Consider the following 19,487-nt stretch of genomic DNA (forward strand, 5'->3'; position numbering starts at 1 on the left):
GTGAGCATGATGACCCGCAGAATCACCCAGCTCCTCATTGGCCTCGCCATGTACGGCGTTTCCCTGGCCATGTTCATCCGGGCCGGCCTCGGCTTGGACCCTTGGGATGTGTTCCATCAGGGACTTGCCGGGAAGCTCGGGTGGAGCATCGGCACGGTAGTGGTGGTGGTGAGTTTCCTCGTGCTGTTTCTCTGGATCCCGTTGCGGCAAATGCCCGGTTTCGGAACGCTCGCGAACGCTGTGCTTGTGGGGGTCTTCGCGGACATCGGCCTGGCCTTGATTCCCGCGTTTTCGCACTTGGGAGGGCAGGTCGCCATGCTCGCCGGGGCAGTGATCCTGAACGGCATCGCCTCGGCCTGCTACATCGGGGCCCGCCTCGGCCCGGGTGCCCGCGACGGACTTATGACCGGCCTTGCCCGCCGCACGGGTTGGTCCGTGCGGTTGTCCAGGACCCTGATCGAGGTGGTTGTCCTGGCTGTGGGCTGGATGCTCGGCGGATCCGTCGGAGCAGGAACCGTGGTTTACGCCTTGGCCATCGGTCCCATAGTGCAGTTGCTGTTGCCACTGTTCGCGGTCCCGGAGAAGCCTTCCCGCAGCTCGAAAGAATCCGTGGTCACGGAACCGGCTGGCACCTAGGGCAGTAGTAGATGACGCGGTCTTCCATCCCGGAGGCAGGTCCTAGCATTCCGCGGCGGACGGGCGTGCCGCAGCGGTGGCACGGTTGATGTTCCCGGCCGTAGACCCAGTAGCCGGAGCGCGGCACGCCGCGAACACCGCGCAGGGAAGATTCGCGCGTCACTCGCCGGGCTGAGCCGAGGTTGGCCTCAAGCAGCCTCTTGGCGTCGGCGAGCAACCCGGCCAGGTCCGGCACGGCCGAGACCGGGGCGGCAGGATGGACCCCGGACAGGAAGCACGACTCGCAACGGTAGATGTTCCCGATTCCGGCGAGGTTCTTCTGGTCCAGGAGGGCCAGCCCGATCGGGGTGTCCGGAGCGGCGTCGATGCGCCTAACGGCCTCCGCCATGTCCCAGTCGGGGCCGAGGAGGTCAGGTCCGAGGTGTCCGACCACGCGGTCCTCGTCCGCTGTAGGGATCACTTCCAGGATCCCCAGGGAGAATCCAACGACGTCGGCCGTCGCCGTGCGGAGGATGCACCGGGCCGTGTGGCCGGGTTTCCGCCACCGGCCGCCGGGGGCGTAGACCTGCCAGCTTCCCTCCATCTTCAAGTGCGAGTGGATGGTGAGCGCACGCTTCCCGTCATTCCCGGCCCCGCCTGCCTCACCGGTCTCCTGCAAGCGCATCAGCAAGTGCTTTCCCCTGGGCACGACCTCGGACACCGTCCAGCCGGCCAGGTTGAGGGTGGCGAAGCGGGGCACACGGAAGTCCGATGCCGTGAGCGTCTGGCCCGCCAGGGCTTTGTGGAGTTCCGCGGCGGCACGCCATACCGAATCTCCCTCAGGCACGGGCCACTACTTCAGGCACGGATCCTCAGTCCTTTCGGCGTGGAGTAGGCTCCGGCCGCGGTCAATGCCGCGGCCACCGGAGTGTCCAGGAGGTCGTGGCCGTTCACTTTCTCCATGATGAGCTTGTCCACGGCACCCCGATGGACCACGCCAACCAGGGCAGCTGCGGCAGCAGCCAGGACGGCGTCGTCATCGCTGAAGGTGAGCAGGGTCTTTCCGCCGCGTTCGACGTAAAGGACCAGCGCGCCGTCGACCATCACCACCAAAGCCCCGGCTTTGCGTCCCGGCCGGTGGCCTGAACCTGCGTCCACCGCCTGGGCAGGCCAAGGGAGGGCGGCGCCATACGGATTGGCCGGGTCCGTGGCAGCCAACGCCAAGGCGATGGGCTCGGCTTTGGCGAGTTGGGCATCTTCAGTGAAGGAACGCAAACGGTCCACCGTGGCGGGCACGGCGAACTGGGCGGCGCCAAGGTGTTCGATGAAGTAGCCGCGGCGGCAGCGGCCGGCTTCTTCGAGCCGCGCCAGGACTTTGTACATCAGCCCGAATCCGCCGAGGATGTTCTCCGCCATCACGGAACCGCGGGTCACGACGCCGTACCTGTCGAGGAGTAGTTCAGCGGTGCCTCGAGCGTGGACCGTGGGGTCGAGGCCGGGAGCGGGCAGTGCCGACCAGCGTCCGACGGCTACCGGCGGTGTGGGCGCCGCGCCGGTCGGGGATCCCATCAAGCCGGTTCCGTGGGAGCGTCCGAGCCTGCTCATCCGCAGCGACCTGGCCCGCGGTGTTCGGGAAGGCTGCTTGTGCGCGGTGCGGCCGGCGGAAATCATCGCGCGGACGGGAGCGAATGTATCGCCCGTGATGCGTCCGGCCCACGCCAGGTCCCACAAAGCAGCAACTACGGCGTCGTCACTAAGCACCGCGTCCATTCCGCCGGCAACCTCGGTGAGCTGCCGGAAGAAGTAGGCGCCTCCGGATTGCAGGTATTCCAGGAGGCGCAGCTGGGCATCGCCGGGTTCGAAGTCGGGACTCGGATTGAGCGTGAGTTCGGCGGCTTCGGCCACGTGGAGGCTGATCCATCCGTCATTTCCGGGCAGCGACCCCGCACCGGACCAGACGACTTCCCCGGCGGCCATGAGTTCGTCCATCATGGCCGGTTGGTAGTCGGACACCCGGCTGGCGAGGACCAACGGTTCCCATGCGGACGCTGGAATCGGCACCCCGGAGAGTTGGTCGACCACCGTCATGATGCCGTCCAGGCCGCGAAGGGCCGAAGCACCGCGGCCACCAGTAGAACCGGGACGGCTGGCAGGCGGCACCGCGACGTTTTGCCACGCGGGCAGGAACCGCCCGTACGCGGAAGCGTCCACAGGTTCCACTTCGGCGCGCAGGGCCGCCAAGGAACGACGACGGAGCTTGCGAAGGACCTCGGCGTCGCACCACTCGACTCCCGGAGGAACGACGGGCAGGTCCAGCACTGCGGGAAGGTCCAGGACGACGGGAACGTCCAGCGCGGCGGCCGTCTCCAGCACGGCGGGAGCCTCCGTAGGAGCCGGCGGCCCTGCCACGTCCCCGTCCGGCGCGCTCGGATGGGGACGGAACTCGCCTTCCACCACCCTGCCGTCAGCCGCCAAGCGTTTCAAAGCCGTGCTCACGACGGCGACTCCGAGTCCCAGCCGCGTGGCGGCCTCCTCTGCCGTGAAGGGTCCGTGGGTCCGGGCGTAGCGGGAGACGAGGTCGCCGAGTGGATCATGAACGGGCTCGATGAAGGCCAGCGGAACGCCCATGGGCAGGGGAACACCGATGGCATCCCGGAGCCGGGCCGCGTCTTCGATGGCGGCGAAACGTTCGGTTCCGCCGAGGGTGACGGCAAGGGCGCGGTTGGCTTTGCGGAGGGCAGCGAGGTGCTCCGAAGCGACCGTCGGCGAAACCGGGTTTTCGTCCTCGGCCTGCAACCGCTCGGCGACTTCTTCCGGGCTGAGCGGCCCCAGCAGGCGCAACAAGTCCGCAACGCCTTCCATGCCGCGGACGCGCCGATCGGGAGTGAGTCGCTGAAGTTCGCGCTCGGTGGCTTCGATGACTTTGGCATCGAGGAGTTCGCGCAGCTCCACCCTGCCGAGGAGCTCGTTGAGGAGCGTGGAATCGAGGGCCAAAGCCGCTGCCCGTCGTTCCGCGAGCGGCGAGTCCCCTTCATAGAGGTACTGCGCAACGTAGCCAAATAGGAGGGATTTGGCGAAGGGGGATGGCTGCTGCGTGGTGGTCTGGACGAGGCGCAGTTCCCGCCGCTCAATCGACGCAGCGATGTCCTTGAGTGCCGGGAGGTCGTAGACGTCCTGCAGGCATTCACGCACGGTTTCGAGGACGATAGGGAAGGAAGGGTATTTCCTCGCGACGTCGAGCAATTGTGCCGAACGCTGCCTTTGCTGCCAGAGAGGCTGCCTTTTCGCCGGGTTTTGCCTTGGCAACAGGAGGGCCCGGGCCGCGCATTCACGGAAGCGGGAAGCAAACAGCGCGCTGCCGCCTACTTCCGCTGTGACGATCTGCTCAAGCTCATCCGGCTCGAAGAGGAACAACTCGGCGCCGGGCGGTTCGTCTTCCATCATCGGGACGCGAAGCACAATCCCGTCGTCGGCAGCCATGGCGGAACCGTCCAGGCCGTAGCGCTGCTGGAGCCGTTGCCCCACTGCGAGTGCCCACGGAGCATGGACCGGCATGCCAAACGGACTGTGCAGCACCACGCGCCAGTCGCCGAGTTCGTCGTGGAACCGTTCCACCACGAGCGTGCGGTCGCTGGGGATGATTTCCGTGGCTTGTTTCTGCTCGTTCAGGTATTGGAGCAGGTTGCCGGCGGCGTAGTCGTCCAGTCCGCTGGCCTTGCAGCGTTCCAGCGCCGGACCTTGGTCCGAGGAGGACAGCTCCCGCACGAACGCGCCAAGCGCGCGGCCAAGGTCCACAGGCCGGCCCAGGGAATCGCCTTTCCAGAAGGGCAGTTTGCCTGGCTGCCCGAAAGCCGGCGAAACGAGCACACGATCGTGCGTGATGTCTTCGATCTTCCAACTGGTGGCGCCGAGTGCGAAGACGTCCCCCACCCGGGATTCGTACACCATTTCTTCGTCGAGCTCGCCGACGCGCCGGCCGCCTTTTGCAGCGCGCGACGTCGAACCGGGTGCCTGTGCGCTGTCCTCTTCCGTTCCGATGATGTAGACGCCGAAAAGGCCGCGGTCCGGGATGGTTCCGCCGGACGTCACGGCTAGGCGCTGCGCCCCGGGCCGCCCTTCGATGGTTCCGGCATTCCGGTCCCACACGATGCGCGGGCGGAGTTCTGCGAACTCGTCCGACGGGTACCGGCCGGCGAGGAGGTCCAGGGTGGCGTCGAAGGCGGAACGGGGGAGGGTGGCGAACGGCGCGGAACGGCGGACAGTGGCGAACCATTCCTCGACGTCGATGCTTCCCAAGGCCGTGGCAGCCACGGTCTGTTGGGCGAGGATATCCAAGGGGTTGGCGGGAACATGGAGCCGTTCGATCCGGCCGCTCAACATCCGTTCCACCGTGATGGCGGTGTGCACGAGGTCTGCCCGGTGCTTGGGGAAGAGCACGCCTTCGGAAATTTCACCTACTTGGTGGCCCGCGCGGCCCACGCGCTGCAATCCGCTGGCCACCGACGGCGGCGACTCGACCTGGATCACCAGGTCCACCGCTCCCATGTCGATGCCGAGCTCGAGGGAAGATGTGGCCACGACGCATCGCAGGCGCCCGGACTTGAGGTCGTCTTCGATGAGGGCGCGTTGGTCCTTCGACACGGATCCGTGATGGGCCCGGGCCAAGACGGGATCGGCGCCGCTCGTACTCCCCGCTTGCGCCATCATGTGCGCGGGAGTCGCCGTCGAGGCTGGCGGCCCGGCATCGGAGGGTCCAAAATCAGGCGGCGCCGATTCCAACGCCGCCGGGGAGAACACATCCACCGCCATCAATTGGCGCTCCGCGTAGATCTCGTTCAGCCGGGCCGTGAGCCGCTCCGCGAGCTGCCGTGAGTTCGCGAAGACGATCGTGGACTGCTTCGACAAGACGAGGTCAACGATCTTTTCCTCCACATGCGGCCAAATGGACGCTTGTGGCTGGAGCCCGGACGCGGGCCCGGAATCGAATGCACCGGCCGCGCCCGCGAGGTCTGACATGTCCTCCACAGGCACGCTGACTGCCAGGTTCCAGTTCTTGCGGGACGGCGGAGCGACGATCTCCACGGGAGCGGCACCGGCGAGGAATTGCGCCACGAGCTCCCGCGGTTCCACCGTGGCCGACAAGCCGATCCGCTGGGCAGGTTTTGGCAGCAACGCATCAAGCCGCTCCAAGGAAACTGCCAAGTGACCGCCGCGCTTGGTACCCGCGACGGCGTGGACCTCGTCCACGATCACGGTGTCTACTTCGCTGAGCGTCTCGCGCGCCCGCGAGGTCAGCATGAGGAACAACGATTCGGGCGTGGTGATGAGGATGTCCGGCGGGCGGCTGAGCAGCGCGCGGCGATCCGCCGTCGTCGTATCTCCCGAACGGACGCCGACGCTCACCAGGGGCGCCGGCAACCCGAGCCGTTTGGCCGTTTGCGTGATGCCGATGAGGGGCGAACGGAGGTTGCGTTCGACGTCCACGCCGAGCGCCTTCAGGGGAGAGATGTAAAGGACGCGGGTCTTGCGCTTGGGGCCTTTGCTTTTCGCGGCGCCTTTGGGCACCGCGCCTTCGCTTTTCACCGCGCCTTCGGGCACAGCGCCTTCGGGGACTGTGCCTTCTGGGGCCGCCGGCACCGTGGAAAGCAGCCTGTCCAAAGCCCACAGGAACGCCGCGAGCGTCTTGCCCGAACCGGTAGGCGCCACCACCAAGGCGTGTGAACCGGAGGAAATGGCGCGCCACGCGCCGTCCTGCGCAGGAGTGGGCGCCGAAAACGCACCGAGGAACCACTCACGCGTGGCACGGCTGAACCGGTCCATGGCGGACGCGCCATGACCGTTCAGCGCACCAGTCAATGAACCGGTATCCGGACCCTTCTCCTGCATTCCTCCATCATGCCCCAAGGCAGTGACAGAATAAGGCCCCTTAGCCCGCCTGGAAGGCCTGGACGCTCAGCAGGTTGATGGTGGAGTTGCTGCAAGCGTCCTGCTGCTGCGCAACGAACAGGGACGCGGTGTCCTCCGGCGGGTAGATGCGGTAGCCGGCTGCGGGAGTGCGGGTGCAGTCGGGGTAGTTGCCGGCCTGGGTGTAGCGGAGCTGGGCCACTCCGGTCTTCCCGGGTGCAAGGACCACGTCCGTCACCGGTACGGAATTGTCGCGCGTTGCGGCGGCACCGATCGGATCCCCGGTAGGCGATGCCGTCAGGGAGACGCCCGGGTAGCCGCTCAAGACGCACGAGTCAGTGCCCGAGTTGGTCACGATGAGCTTCATGTAGACGCTGCCCGCTGCCCCGCCGCCCTTCGAATCGAGGCTGGCCGTCAGCGAGGCCGCCTTGCACAGGCCGGGTCCGCCAGCCACCGGAGTGGAGGGGCTGGATGAGGGGGAGCCGGCAACCGAGGTTGTCGGGCTGGCCGAGGACGAAGCGGACGGGGTACCCGACGGGGTGGTGGCGCTCGCCGTGCTTGACGGCTCGGATTGGGACTGGTTCATGAAGCAGCCCGAAAGCAGGAATACGGAAGCCATTGCCGCAGTGAGCAGGAGACCGTTCTTGACTCGCATATTCGTCATGCGCACAGCCTGTCGTCGTCATTTGCCGGAGTCAACTGCGGCACGGTATTGCCGCGGGATTGGCGCCCGGATCGTAATGTTCCGGGCGCCCTCCAGCGGACTCGTTACTTGGCAGCCGGCACCTTGGCGGATCGCTTGCGGAAGAAGGCCGCGGCTCCGAGCACAAGCCCTGCCACGCCGGCGACCAGGCCGGCCCAGCTGCGCGCCTGGGAACCGTCGTCGCTCACCGAAGCCACTTGCTCGGTTGTAACGGCAGTGGTGGATACGGCGGGAGCCGCGTGTCCATCGGCAGCGGCGGCCGGCGTAATGGCTACCGACGGGGCCGGAGCTTTCAACGAGTGCGGATCCTGGCCGGCGGCGGGGATTTCAGCCCAGTTCGTTTGCCCTTGTTCGCAGTTCTGCAGGGTGGGGAAATAGATGGTCTTTCCCGCGGCATCAGGCAGTTTCACCGACAGGACCAGGGCGTCGCGCAAGTGCGGATCCAACGGCGTCTTGGCGGTGTAGACGATCTGGCTGGTGCGCTTGGTGATGGACGTGCCGTCCGCAAGCTTCTTCGGCTCGGGCAACGTCTGGGTGACCTTTTCGACAGTCCAGTTCGGGTTCACCGTGGGGGTGGCGTCCGTCAGTTCGTCGGGGAGGTTGATGGTCACCTTCGTGGTAGCCGAGGCGTCGCAGCCGTGCGGGACGCCGAACGTCAGCAATGCGTACGAGTTCGCCGCGGTCTTGTCCGGATTGACCGAGACGTGCGCGGAGGCGCCGGCCAGTCCGGCCATCATGAGGGCTGCGGTTCCGCCGGCGATTGCGGTTGCGGAGAGGGTACGGCGGAGCGATGACTTTTTCATGGGTGGGTTGCCTTTCAGGCAGCGCGCGAAAGCGCGCCAAAGTGCGGGTGATGGAGCCCGTCACCTGAAGGCGGTGCCGGGCGGAGTCAGGGAAGTACGACGACGGCGGGAGGGCCGCGCCTGCTGTCTTGCCTGAGGTTCCGCCAGGGTTGGGGAACGAAAACGTCGGGTGAGCCGAGGACGCGAGGTGCGGAACCGGCGTCGGGCCTGAAAACCAGCCGAATGAGCTGGAAAAGGGGACGAAGCCAAGCCTCCAATTGCCACAGGGCCTTCTCACCCCAAGCCAAGAGCAGCGCGGAAGCGGCAGTCGCAAGGACGTGGCCTCCCAGCATGAGCCAGCTCAGGGGAGTGTCGAGTTCGTGGAGGTGGGCTTCTCCCGCTTCAAGGCCGGACAGCAAGTGTTCGCCGGAAGAATGGTGGCCTTCCGCGGCAGGGGCAGTGACGTTGATAGGGCTGAACGCGGTGAAGGCCTCGTGCAAGGCGAACTGGCTCGCTCCCAGGAGGGTACCGACGGCCAGGAAACCGAGTTTGAACCGGGTAGCCAGCGTCGTGGCTAGCCCGGTCAGGGCAATGACGGCCAGCAGCACGGGCGCCGACGGAAGCTCACCGCCCGCGAAAACGTGCGCCGCTGCCGCCAAGGACACCATGGTGATGGCCATCGCGCCCGAACGCAAGGCGTGGAAGGGCGCGCGGACGGACAAAGCGTGCACGGTTCCTCCCTCTTCTAGCGGTCTCATGATGATCGACTGTTCAAGACCGCCGGTCAAGCCGTCAATTCTAGTAGTTGCTAGACTCAGGCCGTTGCCGTTGAGCCTCCCGCCGTCCCGGCCACGGCCCCCTTGCCCGTTTCGTCAGGCTTTGCATCCGAGAACGTGCGCGCAGCGCGGGAACCGGCGATCGTGCTCGCGCCGATGCTGATGAGGGCTCCCAGGATCATGGCGGCGGCTTCTCCGGGTTCCAGCAAGTGCAGTTGCGTGCCGATGGTCGCCGCGGCGACGGGTACTCCCAATTGCGAGGCTGCGAGGATGGCGAGGGGGAGCGGCTGTCCAAGCGCCCGCAAGGCACCGTGCACCAAGAGCGTTCCGAAGCCCAGGCAAATGCCGAGGAGGATCATTCTGGGGCTGCCCGCCAGCGTGCGGAGGTCGAGCGACGCACCCAGCCACACAAAGAACACCGGTCCCAGGAAACCGTCGCTCACAGCGAAGAGCTGGTGGGCCAGGCGCCGCGGTTCGCCGACCGCCGAGACCACCAGGCCGAAGGAGAAACCGGCCAGCATGATGGATACGTGGCCGGCAACCGCCAGGCCGCCAAGGGCGAACAGCAAAGCCAACTGGACGCGCAGCTCCAAGGCGAACTTCCGGTCCTCGGAGACGTCATGGACGCGTCCCCTCGTGCCGCTGGTTTCCAGCCAACGGAGCACGAAGAACAGAACGGCCGCGCATGCGGCGACGATGGCCGCTCCTGCCGCGGCGCGCAAGGCGTTCGGCGGGTCCACGGCCAGCGGAAGCGCCACGATGCAGGCGATATCGGCTATGGCGACCTGCGCCGTCGTCGTGAGGACTTTCGGTCCGCCCAGCCGCAAGGAATCGACAATCGGCAGGACCAGGGCCGCCGAGGACGACGCGAGCAACACGACGTAAAGAGGGGCATGTCCGGTGCCGAAGGCGAAGGCGATGGCGATTCCGACGGCGACCGCCAGCACCGCCGCGATGCCGGCACGCAAGGCTCCGCTCCCCAGCGCCGGACGGATGGCTTTGTCCCTCACGGGCACGTGCGTTCCAGCGACGAACATGATGAGGGCGAACCCGACGTCGGCCATGAAGGTGAACGTGGGATCGGACGAGTTCACCAAGGCGAAACCCGTGCGCCCGATCACGATGCCGGCCAACAGTTGCCCCAACACCACAGGTAGGTGCCATTTCCGCGGAAGCGCCAGCAAAGGCCCGAGGAGCGCAACTGCGGCGATCAGCGACAGCTGGAAGAAGGACACGCGTTACTCCTATCGCGGCGCGTCTGCCAGTTTGAGCGGGATGTCCGTGTTCTCGTCCGTGTAATAGCTCGCGCACACCCGGTGGTAGCCATCGGCCACTTGGGCGGGAATGCCGCGGGCGAGGTCGCCCTTGACCAGCAGGATCGGCGAGAGCTTCTTGCCGTCCCTGATCTTCTTCAGGTCCGAGGCCACGTGGGCGTTGTCTTCGGGAAGCAGTGCGAGCCTCGCGGCCCGCAGGATGTCCTTCGCCTTGCGGTGCACGATCGGCGCGGACCGCAAGGCGGCGACCACCGTGGCAACGACGTCGTCGGAGTCGAGCATGGAAAGGTAGTTCGCCGCGGCCGGGTAGTCCTGGTCCTCAGGTTCGGTCAACCAGCGGACTTCCCCTTTGTTGTTGTCAGGCATGCGTCGTGCTCCTTGGCCAGCGGTATCGGCTTGCAAAAGTGGGTGGTGCCGGGCGGGGGATCTTCGAGGGATCCGCGCCTGGACGCCGTCGTCGCAATTCAAGCGCCAGCGCCTCCCGGCCTTGCGCCATAGCCCACTGGTGGTTCGCTGAAAAGGCGGGCTTGAGCAGCCAGCTTAGCCGCCGGAGCAGGGGTTTGGCGGCGCTGACGCGCCAATCGTAGGTGACCACCGTTTCCGGACCGTCCTGTTCGAAAGTCCAGCGCCCGACGCCGTTCAGGTCGCCCCTCGCGGAGATCGCGAAACCGCGCTCGGTGATCGGTTCGGTGACGGTTAGCCGCCATTTGAGGGTGTACGGCAGCCACCCTTTGGTATGCAATAAGAACGCCTTGCCCGTGCCGTCCGGGGTCCCGGGATCCAACGGCACCACCCTCAAGTACACGGACGGCCACCACTGGGACAAAGTGCCGGCGTCGCCCAGGATGTCCATCACCTCGCGCGGGGTGGCTGCGACGCGCCAGACGGTCAAAAATTCGTAGTTGGTGCTGCTCTTGGAATTGCCGCCCATTTACTACTCCCGGACCGTCACGGTCATCCGCTGGACGTCGTTGTTTCCCATGCCCTGGTAGTTCCATTCCGGGGCGTCCGGCTGGGTCCCGCCCGTGGAGTCCGTGGCCCGGCACGCGAGCTCGTGGGTGCCCGGCGTGGCGATCCAGGTGAAGGTCCAACCGCGCCAGGCGTACGGGCCGGCCGGGGCCCGGAGTTGGGCTTGCTCCCACACCCCGTCCACGCAGATTTCCACCGTCTCGATGGTCCCGTTTCCCGACCAGGCGCGGCCGCTGAGCTGGACCGGTCCGGCGTCCACGGTGCGTTGCCGCGTGAAGAAATCCGGAATGCCGGGCGGCGCCATGAGCGAGCGGACCTTGATCCGCTGGACAGGCTCGCCGGGGTCGTCGGCGCTTTGGCTGTACCGGTAGGAACCGAGTTGCTGGTAGCCATCGAAACCGTGGTCGATCGCCTCGATCGACCGCAGCCACTTGACGCTCGTCATGCCGTACCATCCGGGAACCAGGAGCCGAACAGGGAAGCCGTGCTGCGGCGGCAAGGCCTGGCCGTTGACCTCGTAGGCGAGCAACACGTCGTCGGACATTGCATCCGCCACGGACAGGCTGCGGGCGTACTGCTGCTCCACGCCGCCTTGGATCCCGCGGTCCGTTCCCGTGAAGACGAGTTCGACGGCGTCCGGCGAGACACCGGCGTCGAGCAGCAACGGCGCAAGGGGAGTTCCCGTCCACTCGGCGGTTCCCACTCCGCCTTGGTCCCACGGCTGGCTCATCGGCCGGGGATCCATCCGGGACCGGCCGTTGCCGGCGCATTCCATCGTGACGGCGTAAGTCCGGCGCTCGCGGTGCTGGAGGTCGTGAAGCGTGTATTCGTGGGGATGGTCCACAAGTCCGCCGATGTTCAAACGCCAGGAGACGGGATCGATATGGGGAACGTCGAAATGCACCAGGAGGTAGTGCATGCCCACGGGTGTGATGGGCCAGTTGAGCATCTCCAGGGGCAGGGCGTGGTTGCGCGAAGCGAGCTGCAGTTCCTCGCGCGAGATGGGGCCGCTGGTCGGGGCGGTCGGTGCAATTGGGGCGGTGGTGTCCGGGGTGGCAACAGCGGCGCCCTCCGCTGTGCGGCGGGTCTTGACGCTCATGATCCCAGTATGGGCGCCGTCCGCAGGGGTGTCATCAGTCGGCTTGCCCGGACTGCCTGCGCGCCTCACGGACCAGCCCGTGGTTCGGCGGTAGAAAGGGGAGGCTGGCCCACCACCCCCTGACAGGAACCATGATTTTCACACGCAAGACCCATGTCCTCCTCACGACCATCCTGATCGGGATCCTCGTGGCGGCAGGCCTCTGGTACCTTGGCCGGCAAGCCAAGGCGATCGCGGGGGCGTCCCCGGCCGCCACCGCCACCACGCCGGACGCGGAAGCAGGGGACGACGTCGAGCCCGTCCAGCCGGGGGACAGTGGACCGGCAGCCGTCCCCGACGCGGCGGTGGCCCAGGGAAGCGCGCCGAAGGCCATCCACTCCCCGGACAAGGTCAGCCGCGACCTCACCCTCACTCCGAACCAATGCAAAGTGCGGATCCTTGACGCCGTGAAAGGCGAGATCCTTCCGGACGCCTCGTGCACGCCGGGCGCCGTCGATCCGGCCGTGACGGAGGCGAACATCAGCAGCACCATCTGCAAGTCGGGGTACACCACCACGGTCCGGGCCCCCGTCTCGGACACTGACAAGGTCAAGAAGCTGAGCCTTCAGCAATACGGCCTGGCGCCGTCGTCCTCCACCGAGTACGACCACCTCATCAGCCTTCAACTCGGCGGCACGAACGCCGTCTCCAACTTGTGGCCTGAACCGAACCGCGAAGGGGCTCCGGGGACCACCAACCCGAAGGACGCGATCGAGACGCGCCTGAACAAAGCGGTCTGTTCCCACCGAGTCACGCTTGCCGACGCCCAGAAAGCCATCGCCCGCAACTGGGTCACCGCGGAAAAGGACCTTGGCCTGTAAGGATTTCCCCGTGGTGCTCCGCTGATAGCTTTGGTGGTACCCCACCCAAGGAGACCCGCCATGGCGCGCCCGCTCAAGCCGTTGATTTCCCTTGACGCCGTTGTCACAGCGGCCCTGGAACTGATTGACGAGACCGGCGATTTCAGCCTGCCCAAATTGGCCGCGCGGATCGGAGTGAGCCAGTCCTCCATCTACAACCATGTGTCCGGGCGGGAAGAGATCCTGGAGTTGGTCCGGGGCCGCATCACGGAAGGCGAACCCTTACCGCTCCCGGCGGACGCCAGTTGGGAGGATGTGCTGCGGTCCGAGATCCGCGCCTATCGGGAGAATTTTGCGCGGCATCCGCGCACGGCACCCCTCCTGGTCATGCAGACTGTGCGGCACGCGCACGTCATCGCGCTGTATGAGCGGATGGCTTCGGCTTTGGAGGACGCGGGTTTCGCCGGGGCAGACGTCGGTTCGGCCCTTGCGATGATCGACAGTTTCGCCCTCGGGGCGGCGTTGGACCTGGCAGCTCCGGGCAACGTCTGGGAGGTGGAGCCGGGGAACGATTCGGCTTTGGGGCGCGCCGTGGATGGCGTTTCGGAGCTAGCGGACAGGGCCGGAACGGCCTTCGAATTCGGCCTTGACGTCTTGATCGAGGGCCTGCGCTTGCGGAAGGACAGGGCCGGCCGGGGGTAGGGCCGGCGTCCCCGTTTTACCGAACAGTTGTGTTGTAGGTCATTTGCGTGGATACTAAAACGAAAGCCTTTCGGTTAGTGATCCGTTCCTCACTGGCCACGGCGAAGAGTCGCAACGGTGCGGCCCCCAAGACGTGGAGATTCCTTTGAACACTTCCCCTCCCCAAGACTCTGCAGGCCGGGTCGCCCTGACCGCCCGGCGCGGAATTTCGACCTTCGGCATCGGGGTCGTCGGCTTCATGGCCGCCAACCTCGTGCCCTTCATGATCATCGCGCTCGTCGACCAACACGGACTCACCCCCACTGAGGCGGGAACAGTCATGACCGCGTGCCTGTTGAGCACGGCCATATCCTGCCTCCTGACCTCCCGTTGGACAGCCCTGAGCGGCAGGCACACCGTTGCCCGCATCGGGCTCCTGCTCTCGGCCGCCGGATTCGGCATCGCCGCCCTTGTTCCCGTGACTCCGCTTGCCATCGCCGGGATCATCCTCGGCGGACTTGGTGGCGGCGGGGCCATCTCGTCCAGCGGCGCCGCGCTCGCGGCCCTCCGTAACCCCAACCGCATGTCCGGCATCAGCGGACTCGCCAACCGGGCCATCGTCACAGTGGTGCTGGCCCTGATTCCGCTGCTCGGCGTCGGAATGCTGAGCGCCTTCGGCCTCCTCGCGATCCTCGCACTGGCGTTCGCCGCTACCGCGGGCTGGATGCCGGACGCCGCGGCGGGCGGTTCCCTACCCCGGGACGGCGGGCCCGACGTCGGACGCTCGCCTGAAGCGGACAAGCCGCCCGTGCCCGGCAAGGCCGCTGGCGCGTCCCGCCGCGTGATGATCGCCGGAGTGAGCCTCCTGGCCTGCTTTGGACTCTGGGCTGTCGGCGAGGATTCACTGTGGGCCGTCGCGGGTTCCATGGGAGCCGCCCATGCGGGGATTGGCGACCAGGAAATAGGGCTCATGTTGAGCATCTCGACGGCGGGTGGCCTCGTTTTCGGTGCGGTGGCGAGTTACGCGGGCGAACGCCTCCGCAGGACACCCACTTTGATCGTCCTGCTGCTCCTGGGTGGCGGCCTCAAGTTTGCCGCCGGTCTGACCGACGATCCGTTCTGGTACATGCTGGTGATCATCGCCTGGAACACGGTATATGCCTTGGCGTTCATGTACGTAGTCTCGGTTGCAGTCGCCTTGGACGCCCGTGGATTCTGGTCGGCTGCGTTGAGCGGCACCTACCTGATCGGCTCCGCCTTCGCGCCGTTGTTCGGCACCTTTGTTGCGGAGGCCCTGGGTTATGTTCCGTTGAGCGCCATCCTCTCGGCTTTCAGTTTCATCCTCCTGTTTCCCTTCGTGCTGGTCTCCCGCGTGGCCGCCGGCGTCGAGGCGCGCGCCCGCGCTGAGGCACAAGAACCAGCCATCAACCTCCACCACGCAGCAGCCGTCTAGCTGAAGCAATCGTCCAGAGAAGGAATTCTTGTGAGCACACGCACCCTGTACCGAAATGCCAGGATCTTCACCGCCGAAGATGCCGCCGGCGTCGCCGAAGCGATGATCGTCGACGGCGACCGGCTCGCCTTCGTGGGCAGCGAGGCGGAGGCGCTTCGCTTGGTGGGAGCAGACCCTGGAGATATCGGGGCCCCAGCCGTGGTCGACCTCGGGGGAGCGTTCGTCCTGCCCGGCTTCATCGACGCCCACACCCATTTGGAAATGATGGGCGCCACAATGCAGAAAGTAGGCCTGCGCGACGCCGCCGACCTCGAGGAGATTCAGCTGCGGATCAAGGAATACGCAGCTGCAAATCCGGACGCCCCACGCATTCTCGGTACGAGCTGGCTTTTCTCGGCCATTCCCGGTGGTGCGCCGACCGCGGCGATGATTGACGCCGTCGTACCCGACCGCCCGGTGTACTTGGACGCGAACGACCTCCACTCGATGTGGGTCAACACCGCGGCCCTGGCCGAAATGGGCATCGACAAGGATACGCCGGACCTGATCGGCGGCAGGATCCTGCGCGACCCGGAGACGGGCGAGGCCACCGGTTTCCTTGAGGAGACCGCGATGCATCACTACGCCTGGCCGAAACTGGCATCGTTGACCACCGACCAGCAGCGCGACGAGCGCATGGCGACGGCGTTCGAACACTACTTGTCCACAGGCGTCACAGGCGCGATCGACATGGCGCTTGGCGAGGACGAGCTGGCCGCCTTGCTGCGGCTCCTCAAGCGCGGGGAAGGTGCTCTTCCATTGCGCGTCAACGCGCACTGGCTCGTGGCCCCGAGCGGAAACCGGGAAGAGAATCTCGCCCAAGTGGCCCGTGCCGCGGAGTTGAGCCGGGAGATCGATACGCCCTGGCTGCGGGTTGTCGGGATCAAGATCATTGCCGACGGCGTGATCGACGGGTGCACCGCCGCGATGAAGAAGCCGTACTCCGATGGCAGCAACGCGGACCTCATTTGGCCCGCGGAATATCTTAATCCGGTGGTCGCAGCCGCCGACGCCGAGGGACTCCAAGTGGCCATCCATGCGATCGGCGACCTCGCGTCCGAGGTAGCGCTCGATGCGCTGGAGTACGCCAACGCCGTCAACGGCCAGAAGGCCCGGCGGCACCGGATCGAGCACATGGAGACGGTCACGGAAGAGAGCATCCAGCGTCTCGCCCGCCTGGGCGTCGTGGCGTCGATGCAGCCCGTCCACGCCGATCCGGCCGTGCAGGAAAACTGGCGCGCAATGCTTGGTGACCACCGCGTGGACCGCGCCTACCCTTGGACGGAATTCACCGATGCCGGGGCCACCCTCGCGCTCGGATCGGACGCCCCCACTGCGCCGCACGAACCCCTGCCCAACATGTACATCGCCACCACGCGCAAATCCGCGCTGGATCCAAGCCTGCCCGCCAACCTGCCCAAGTACGCGCTGACCTTGGCCGATGCCCTGGGCCACGCCACCCGCGACGCCGCCTACTCTTGCCGTCGGGACCACGAATTGGGCCGCCTCGCCACAGGTATGCTCGCCGACTTCGTGGTCTTGGATACCAACCCGTTCGACGCCGGACTCGACTCGCTGCTGACCGCTTCGGTCGCCATCACAGTAGTGGGCGGAAAGGTACGCTACCGCGGGTAGGGTTGGGATTCGGCAGTGCTGGACACATAAGGAGACATTCATGAAGATCAGGGCACCTCGACTCGACGTGAGCGGTGTATTCGTCGTCTGGGCCCTGATTTTCGCCTTGTGGCAGCCATTCGTGTGGTGGCGGGGGATAGTGGCGGTCGCCTGCTTGATCGTCGCGTTGTGGGGCGCGGCCGCCTGGCTCAAGCGCCGCCGTCGTACTCAAAACCGTTAGCGGGCGCGCTCAAAACCGTTAGCGGGCGCGCTCAAAACCGCTAGCGGGCGCGCCCGCGGAGCCGGCCGGGTTGACCCCTTCGCCCGCCCGGCGACCGCGCCGCCGGGTCAAATCCGAGTGCGCGTACAATGGGAAATATGCCGGACATTGAGCGTTGGCCCACCGGGCGCTTGCTTTCTACAGCGGCGCGGCTTGTGGAACATTCTTGGGATGAAAACCTCAGGGCTATTGGCCTGACCCACGCTGGCGTTATCGCCTTGGAAGTCCTTGCCGTTACGGGCCCCATCACGCAGACCATGCTGGCGCAGATCGTGCGCGTACAGGCCCAAACAATGGGCCAGACCCTCAACAGGCTTGAAGTCCACGGCCACATCTCCCGCCGTCGCAGTTCCGAGGACCGCCGGGTGCACGTCGTCTCCCTGACGAACCATGGCGCCCAAGCGCTTGAACGCGCCGAGGAGGCCGAGAAACGTGTCCTGGCGGATGTGCCCATCGATGTCTCGATGTTCCGGCAGGAGTTGAAGGTAGTGGTTCGCGAACTTGCCGACCGCCAAGTGCCCGTTCCGGCCGGAGCCGCCCTCAACGGGCACCATGCGCCCTTGGCGCCAGAGGAATAGGGCACCGCTTGGCGAACCGCGCACCGCTTGAGGGCTAGGGGCGGGAATTACGACGGCGACCCTTGGCGCGGGCTGTCCCCTTACCCGGTCGGTCGCTTAACCGGCCAGATCCGGCTCAGGTGTTGTCGCATCGGCAGGTTCGGCACTGGCCGCTGCTCCGCCGTCGTGCAGTCCCGTGCCGTGCAGTGCGATCACGTCTGCCTTCACGGTACCGCGGGCCGCGCGGGCGGCGATTTCTTCCCTCACGGAGTCGTACCAGGATTGGGCACCAAACTCGGGTTTACCGGCGTCGAGGTGCCGGAACAGGGCGTCTGCCAATGTGGCAAGGTCCTCGTCCGACAATCGCGCTAGTCCGACGATGGGGTCCATCTCACCATTGAGGCAAGAAGCGAGGAAGGTGTTCATCGTCCGGCTACCACCGTGGCTCCGGCGTGCTGTCCAGCCACGCGGAAATTCTGGACGACGCGGAAATTCTGGACGACGCGATAATTCGGGATGACGATGGGAAATGGGTACGGCTTACTGCGGATCAAGGATCACTCCATGGAAAGAGTTCCGAGGGCCGGCTGCATAACCCACCCTGACTCTATCCGCGGAACGAGGCACACAGCAACACGCCGTCCTGTACGTGGCGCTGCAGGAAGGATCGTTATAGTCAAATCTTAGCCCTAATTACTAAGTGTGCTTACCATTCTTATGCCAGCATTTCTCGTTTTGATCGCTAGTCGATCTTGGAAAGAGGGCAGGGATGACAAACAGCCAGCCTCGCGAAACCAGCACGGCCAAAGCGGAAACCGCCCCGGCCCCGGACGATCCGCGGAAGCCGAAAAGTCCTACGGAGGTGACGAAACCTACGTGGAAGTACATAGCGAAGAGGACGCTCCGTGAATTCGGCAAGGACAATTGCCCCGACGCGGCCGCCGGGCTCACTTACTACGGCGTGCTTTCACTCTTCCCGGCGTTGCTGGCTTTGGTGTCGCTTCTCGGGATCTTCGGGCAAGGAAAATTGACGGGAGCCCTCCTGGATGTTGTCCGGAGCATCGCGCCCGGAAGCACCGTGGATACCATCCGGCAACCGATAGAAGAGCTGACCACGTCGCCAGCTTCAGGATTCACCCTGGTAATCGGCCTGTTGACCGCACTTTGGTCGGCGTCGGGGTACGTGGGTGCGTTCAGCCGGGCAATGAACCGCATTTACGAAGTGGACGAAGGCCGCGGCTTCGTCAAGCTCCGTGGCACGATGCTCGGCGTGACCGTCCTGGGTGTGATCATCGCGGCAGTGATTGCGGCGATGTTGGCGTTGAGCGGCCCCGTTGCGGATGCGGTCGGAAGTTCCATAGGCATCGGCGAAGGCCTTCTCTTGGCTTGGAATATCTTCAAGTGGCCGGTGGTGGTGCTGTTGGTCATAGTCATCATTGCCGTCCTTTATTACGCCACGCCAAACGTGAAGCAGCCCAAGTTCCGTTGGATGAGCATTGGATCGTTCACTGCCCTGGTGATCTTCGTGCTGGCATCTTTGGGATTCGGTTTCTACGTGGCAAACTTCGCCAACTACAACAAGACCTACGGAGCCATCGGCGGCGTGATCGTGATGCTCCTATGGCTCTGGATCCTGAACATGTCCCTGCTTTTCGGGGCCGAGCTCGACGCCGAGACCGAACGCGGCCGCGAACTCCAAGCCGGAATCAATGCCGAGGACACCATCCAACTCCAGCCCCGCGCGACCAAGCGCAGCGAGGAAGAACAGGAGCGCGACAAGGAATCCGCAAGTTACGCGCACACCGCTGGTGAGAAGCGGGGGAGTGAGGGCGACGAGCGACGGGAGTGACGCAGTGCCGACTGTGCTGGGTCACGCCCGGGCGGTGCTGCCATGCATGGGAC

18 protein-coding genes are annotated in these 19,487 nt (G+C 65.8%); 8 read left to right on the plus strand and 10 right to left on the minus strand.

Translation table 11 applies throughout. The annotated features are described in order from the left end of the window. Positions 1 to 6: 6 nt before the first annotated feature. Positions 7 to 636 carry a YczE/YyaS/YitT family protein gene (locus ABCW42_RS02295; protein WP_423183338.1) on the plus strand — a complete coding sequence of 210 codons (630 nt, stop codon included), beginning with the start codon at positions 7 to 9 and terminating at the stop codon, positions 634 to 636. On the opposite strand, the gene ABCW42_RS02300 is transcribed toward ABCW42_RS02295, so the two are convergent. The 9 genes from ABCW42_RS02300 to ABCW42_RS02340 form a co-directional block, all read right to left on the minus strand. Next, on the minus strand, positions 614 to 1,462 hold the full coding sequence (locus ABCW42_RS02300) for an Fpg/Nei family DNA glycosylase (RefSeq protein WP_423183339.1): 849 nt from the start codon (positions 1,460 to 1,462) through the stop codon (positions 614 to 616). The genes ABCW42_RS02295 and ABCW42_RS02300 overlap by 23 nt on opposite strands. Before the next feature lie 11 nt (positions 1,463 to 1,473). Further along, positions 1,474 to 6,435, minus strand: coding sequence for an ATP-dependent helicase (locus ABCW42_RS02305; protein ID WP_423184784.1), 4,962 nt, complete (start codon positions 6,433 to 6,435; stop codon positions 1,474 to 1,476). A 106-nt stretch (positions 6,436 to 6,541) separates the two neighbouring features. Beyond that, positions 6,542 to 7,183 (minus strand): DUF4232 domain-containing protein, encoded by a 642-nt coding sequence (locus tag ABCW42_RS02310; RefSeq protein WP_423183340.1) that lies wholly within the window; start codon positions 7,181 to 7,183, stop codon positions 6,542 to 6,544. A gap of 104 nt (positions 7,184 to 7,287) precedes the next feature. Then, on the minus strand, positions 7,288 to 8,025 hold the full coding sequence (locus ABCW42_RS02315) for a YcnI family protein (RefSeq protein WP_423183341.1): 738 nt from the start codon (positions 8,023 to 8,025) through the stop codon (positions 7,288 to 7,290). Between the two features lie 86 nt (positions 8,026 to 8,111). Then, positions 8,112 to 8,762 (minus strand): hypothetical protein, encoded by a 651-nt coding sequence (locus tag ABCW42_RS02320; RefSeq protein ID WP_423183342.1) that lies wholly within the window; start codon positions 8,760 to 8,762, stop codon positions 8,112 to 8,114. 56 nt (positions 8,763 to 8,818) lie between these two features. Beyond that, positions 8,819 to 10,015 carry a cation:proton antiporter gene (locus tag ABCW42_RS02325; RefSeq protein ID WP_423183343.1) on the minus strand — a complete coding sequence of 399 codons (1,197 nt, stop codon included), beginning with the start codon at positions 10,013 to 10,015 and terminating at the stop codon, positions 8,819 to 8,821. Between the two features lie 9 nt (positions 10,016 to 10,024). Next, positions 10,025 to 10,420, minus strand: a complete 396-nt coding sequence (locus ABCW42_RS02330) for a hypothetical protein (protein ID WP_423183344.1) — start codon at positions 10,418 to 10,420, stop codon at positions 10,025 to 10,027. Next, positions 10,413 to 10,985, minus strand: coding sequence for an SRPBCC family protein (locus ABCW42_RS02335; protein WP_423183345.1), 573 nt, complete (start codon positions 10,983 to 10,985; stop codon positions 10,413 to 10,415). The genes ABCW42_RS02330 and ABCW42_RS02335 overlap by 8 nt, the downstream gene beginning before the upstream one ends. Before the next feature lie 3 nt (positions 10,986 to 10,988). Continuing rightward, positions 10,989 to 12,122, minus strand: a complete 1,134-nt coding sequence (locus ABCW42_RS02340; protein ID WP_423183346.1) for a sulfite oxidase — start codon at positions 12,120 to 12,122, stop codon at positions 10,989 to 10,991. Positions 12,123 to 12,253: 131 nt separating this feature from the next. Between ABCW42_RS02340 and ABCW42_RS02345 the strand changes: the two genes are divergently transcribed. The 6 genes from ABCW42_RS02345 to ABCW42_RS02370 all read left to right on the plus strand — a co-directional run bounded on the left by ABCW42_RS02345 (position 12,254) and on the right by ABCW42_RS02370 (position 17,606). After that, the gene (locus ABCW42_RS02345) at positions 12,254 to 12,982 is read left to right on the plus strand and encodes a hypothetical protein (RefSeq protein WP_423183347.1); all 729 of its coding nucleotides are present in this window, start codon (positions 12,254 to 12,256) and stop codon (positions 12,980 to 12,982) included. Between the two features lie 60 nt (positions 12,983 to 13,042). Beyond that, complete coding sequence (locus tag ABCW42_RS02350) at positions 13,043 to 13,663, plus strand: TetR/AcrR family transcriptional regulator C-terminal domain-containing protein (protein WP_423183348.1); 621 nt, start codon at positions 13,043 to 13,045, stop codon at positions 13,661 to 13,663. 145 nt (positions 13,664 to 13,808) lie between these two features. Continuing rightward, positions 13,809 to 15,095, plus strand: a complete 1,287-nt coding sequence (locus ABCW42_RS02355) for an MFS transporter (RefSeq protein WP_423183349.1) — start codon at positions 13,809 to 13,811, stop codon at positions 15,093 to 15,095. A 30-nt stretch (positions 15,096 to 15,125) separates the two neighbouring features. Then, positions 15,126 to 16,769: an amidohydrolase gene (locus ABCW42_RS02360; protein WP_423183350.1), complete on the plus strand. Its 1,644-nt coding sequence runs from the start codon at positions 15,126 to 15,128 to the stop codon at positions 16,767 to 16,769. A 40-nt stretch (positions 16,770 to 16,809) separates the two neighbouring features. Further along, positions 16,810 to 16,989, plus strand: a complete 180-nt coding sequence (locus tag ABCW42_RS02365; protein WP_423183351.1) for a hypothetical protein — start codon at positions 16,810 to 16,812, stop codon at positions 16,987 to 16,989. Between the two features lie 137 nt (positions 16,990 to 17,126). Then, positions 17,127 to 17,606 (plus strand): MarR family winged helix-turn-helix transcriptional regulator, encoded by a 480-nt coding sequence (locus ABCW42_RS02370; protein ID WP_423183352.1) that lies wholly within the window; start codon positions 17,127 to 17,129, stop codon positions 17,604 to 17,606. Between the two features lie 96 nt (positions 17,607 to 17,702). On the opposite strand, the gene ABCW42_RS02375 is transcribed toward ABCW42_RS02370, so the two are convergent. Then, positions 17,703 to 17,975 (minus strand): hypothetical protein, encoded by a 273-nt coding sequence (locus ABCW42_RS02375; protein WP_423183353.1) that lies wholly within the window; start codon positions 17,973 to 17,975, stop codon positions 17,703 to 17,705. Between the two features lie 379 nt (positions 17,976 to 18,354). On the opposite strand from ABCW42_RS02375, the gene ABCW42_RS02380 reads away from it, so the two are divergent. After that, positions 18,355 to 19,434, plus strand: coding sequence for a YihY/virulence factor BrkB family protein (locus tag ABCW42_RS02380; RefSeq protein WP_423183354.1), 1,080 nt, complete (start codon positions 18,355 to 18,357; stop codon positions 19,432 to 19,434). Positions 19,435 to 19,487 lie beyond the last annotated feature (53 nt).

Origin of the sequence: Arthrobacter sp. NyZ413 (assembly GCF_049390645.1) — a bacterium.
In the GTDB taxonomy this organism is placed as follows: Bacteria; Actinomycetota; Actinomycetes; order Actinomycetales; family Micrococcaceae; genus Arthrobacter.

What these genes read in the sequence shown, in the direction of transcription:
- ABCW42_RS02365 (WP_423183351.1), top strand. Translation starts at nt 16,810, where the DNA reads ATGAAGATCAGGGCACCTCGACTCGACGTGAGCGGTGTATTCGTCGTC.
- ABCW42_RS02315 (WP_423183341.1), bottom strand. Translation starts at nt 8,025, where the DNA reads ATGAAAAAGTCATCGCTCCGCCGTACCCTCTCCGCAACCGCAATCGCC.
- ABCW42_RS02320 (WP_423183342.1), bottom strand. Translation starts at nt 8,762, where the DNA reads ATGAGACCGCTAGAAGAGGGAGGAACCGTGCACGCTTTGTCCGTCCGC.
- ABCW42_RS02350 (WP_423183348.1), top strand. Translation starts at nt 13,043, where the DNA reads ATGGCGCGCCCGCTCAAGCCGTTGATTTCCCTTGACGCCGTTGTCACA.
- ABCW42_RS02330 (WP_423183344.1), bottom strand. Translation starts at nt 10,420, where the DNA reads ATGCCTGACAACAACAAAGGGGAAGTCCGCTGGTTGACCGAACCTGAG.
- ABCW42_RS02370 (WP_423183352.1), top strand. Translation starts at nt 17,127, where the DNA reads ATGCCGGACATTGAGCGTTGGCCCACCGGGCGCTTGCTTTCTACAGCG.
- ABCW42_RS02375 (WP_423183353.1), bottom strand. Translation starts at nt 17,975, where the DNA reads ATGGACCCCATCGTCGGACTAGCGCGATTGTCGGACGAGGACCTTGCC.
- ABCW42_RS02345 (WP_423183347.1), top strand. Translation starts at nt 12,254, where the DNA reads ATGATTTTCACACGCAAGACCCATGTCCTCCTCACGACCATCCTGATC.
- ABCW42_RS02295 (WP_423183338.1), top strand. Translation starts at nt 7, where the DNA reads ATGATGACCCGCAGAATCACCCAGCTCCTCATTGGCCTCGCCATGTAC.
- ABCW42_RS02340 (WP_423183346.1), bottom strand. Translation starts at nt 12,122, where the DNA reads ATGAGCGTCAAGACCCGCCGCACAGCGGAGGGCGCCGCTGTTGCCACC.
- ABCW42_RS02380 (WP_423183354.1), top strand. Translation starts at nt 18,355, where the DNA reads ATGACAAACAGCCAGCCTCGCGAAACCAGCACGGCCAAAGCGGAAACC.
- ABCW42_RS02310 (WP_423183340.1), bottom strand. Translation starts at nt 7,183, where the DNA reads ATGACGAATATGCGAGTCAAGAACGGTCTCCTGCTCACTGCGGCAATG.
- ABCW42_RS02335 (WP_423183345.1), bottom strand. Translation starts at nt 10,985, where the DNA reads ATGGGCGGCAATTCCAAGAGCAGCACCAACTACGAATTTTTGACCGTC.
- ABCW42_RS02305 (WP_423184784.1), bottom strand. Translation starts at nt 6,435, where the DNA reads ATGGACCGGTTCAGCCGTGCCACGCGTGAGTGGTTCCTCGGTGCGTTT.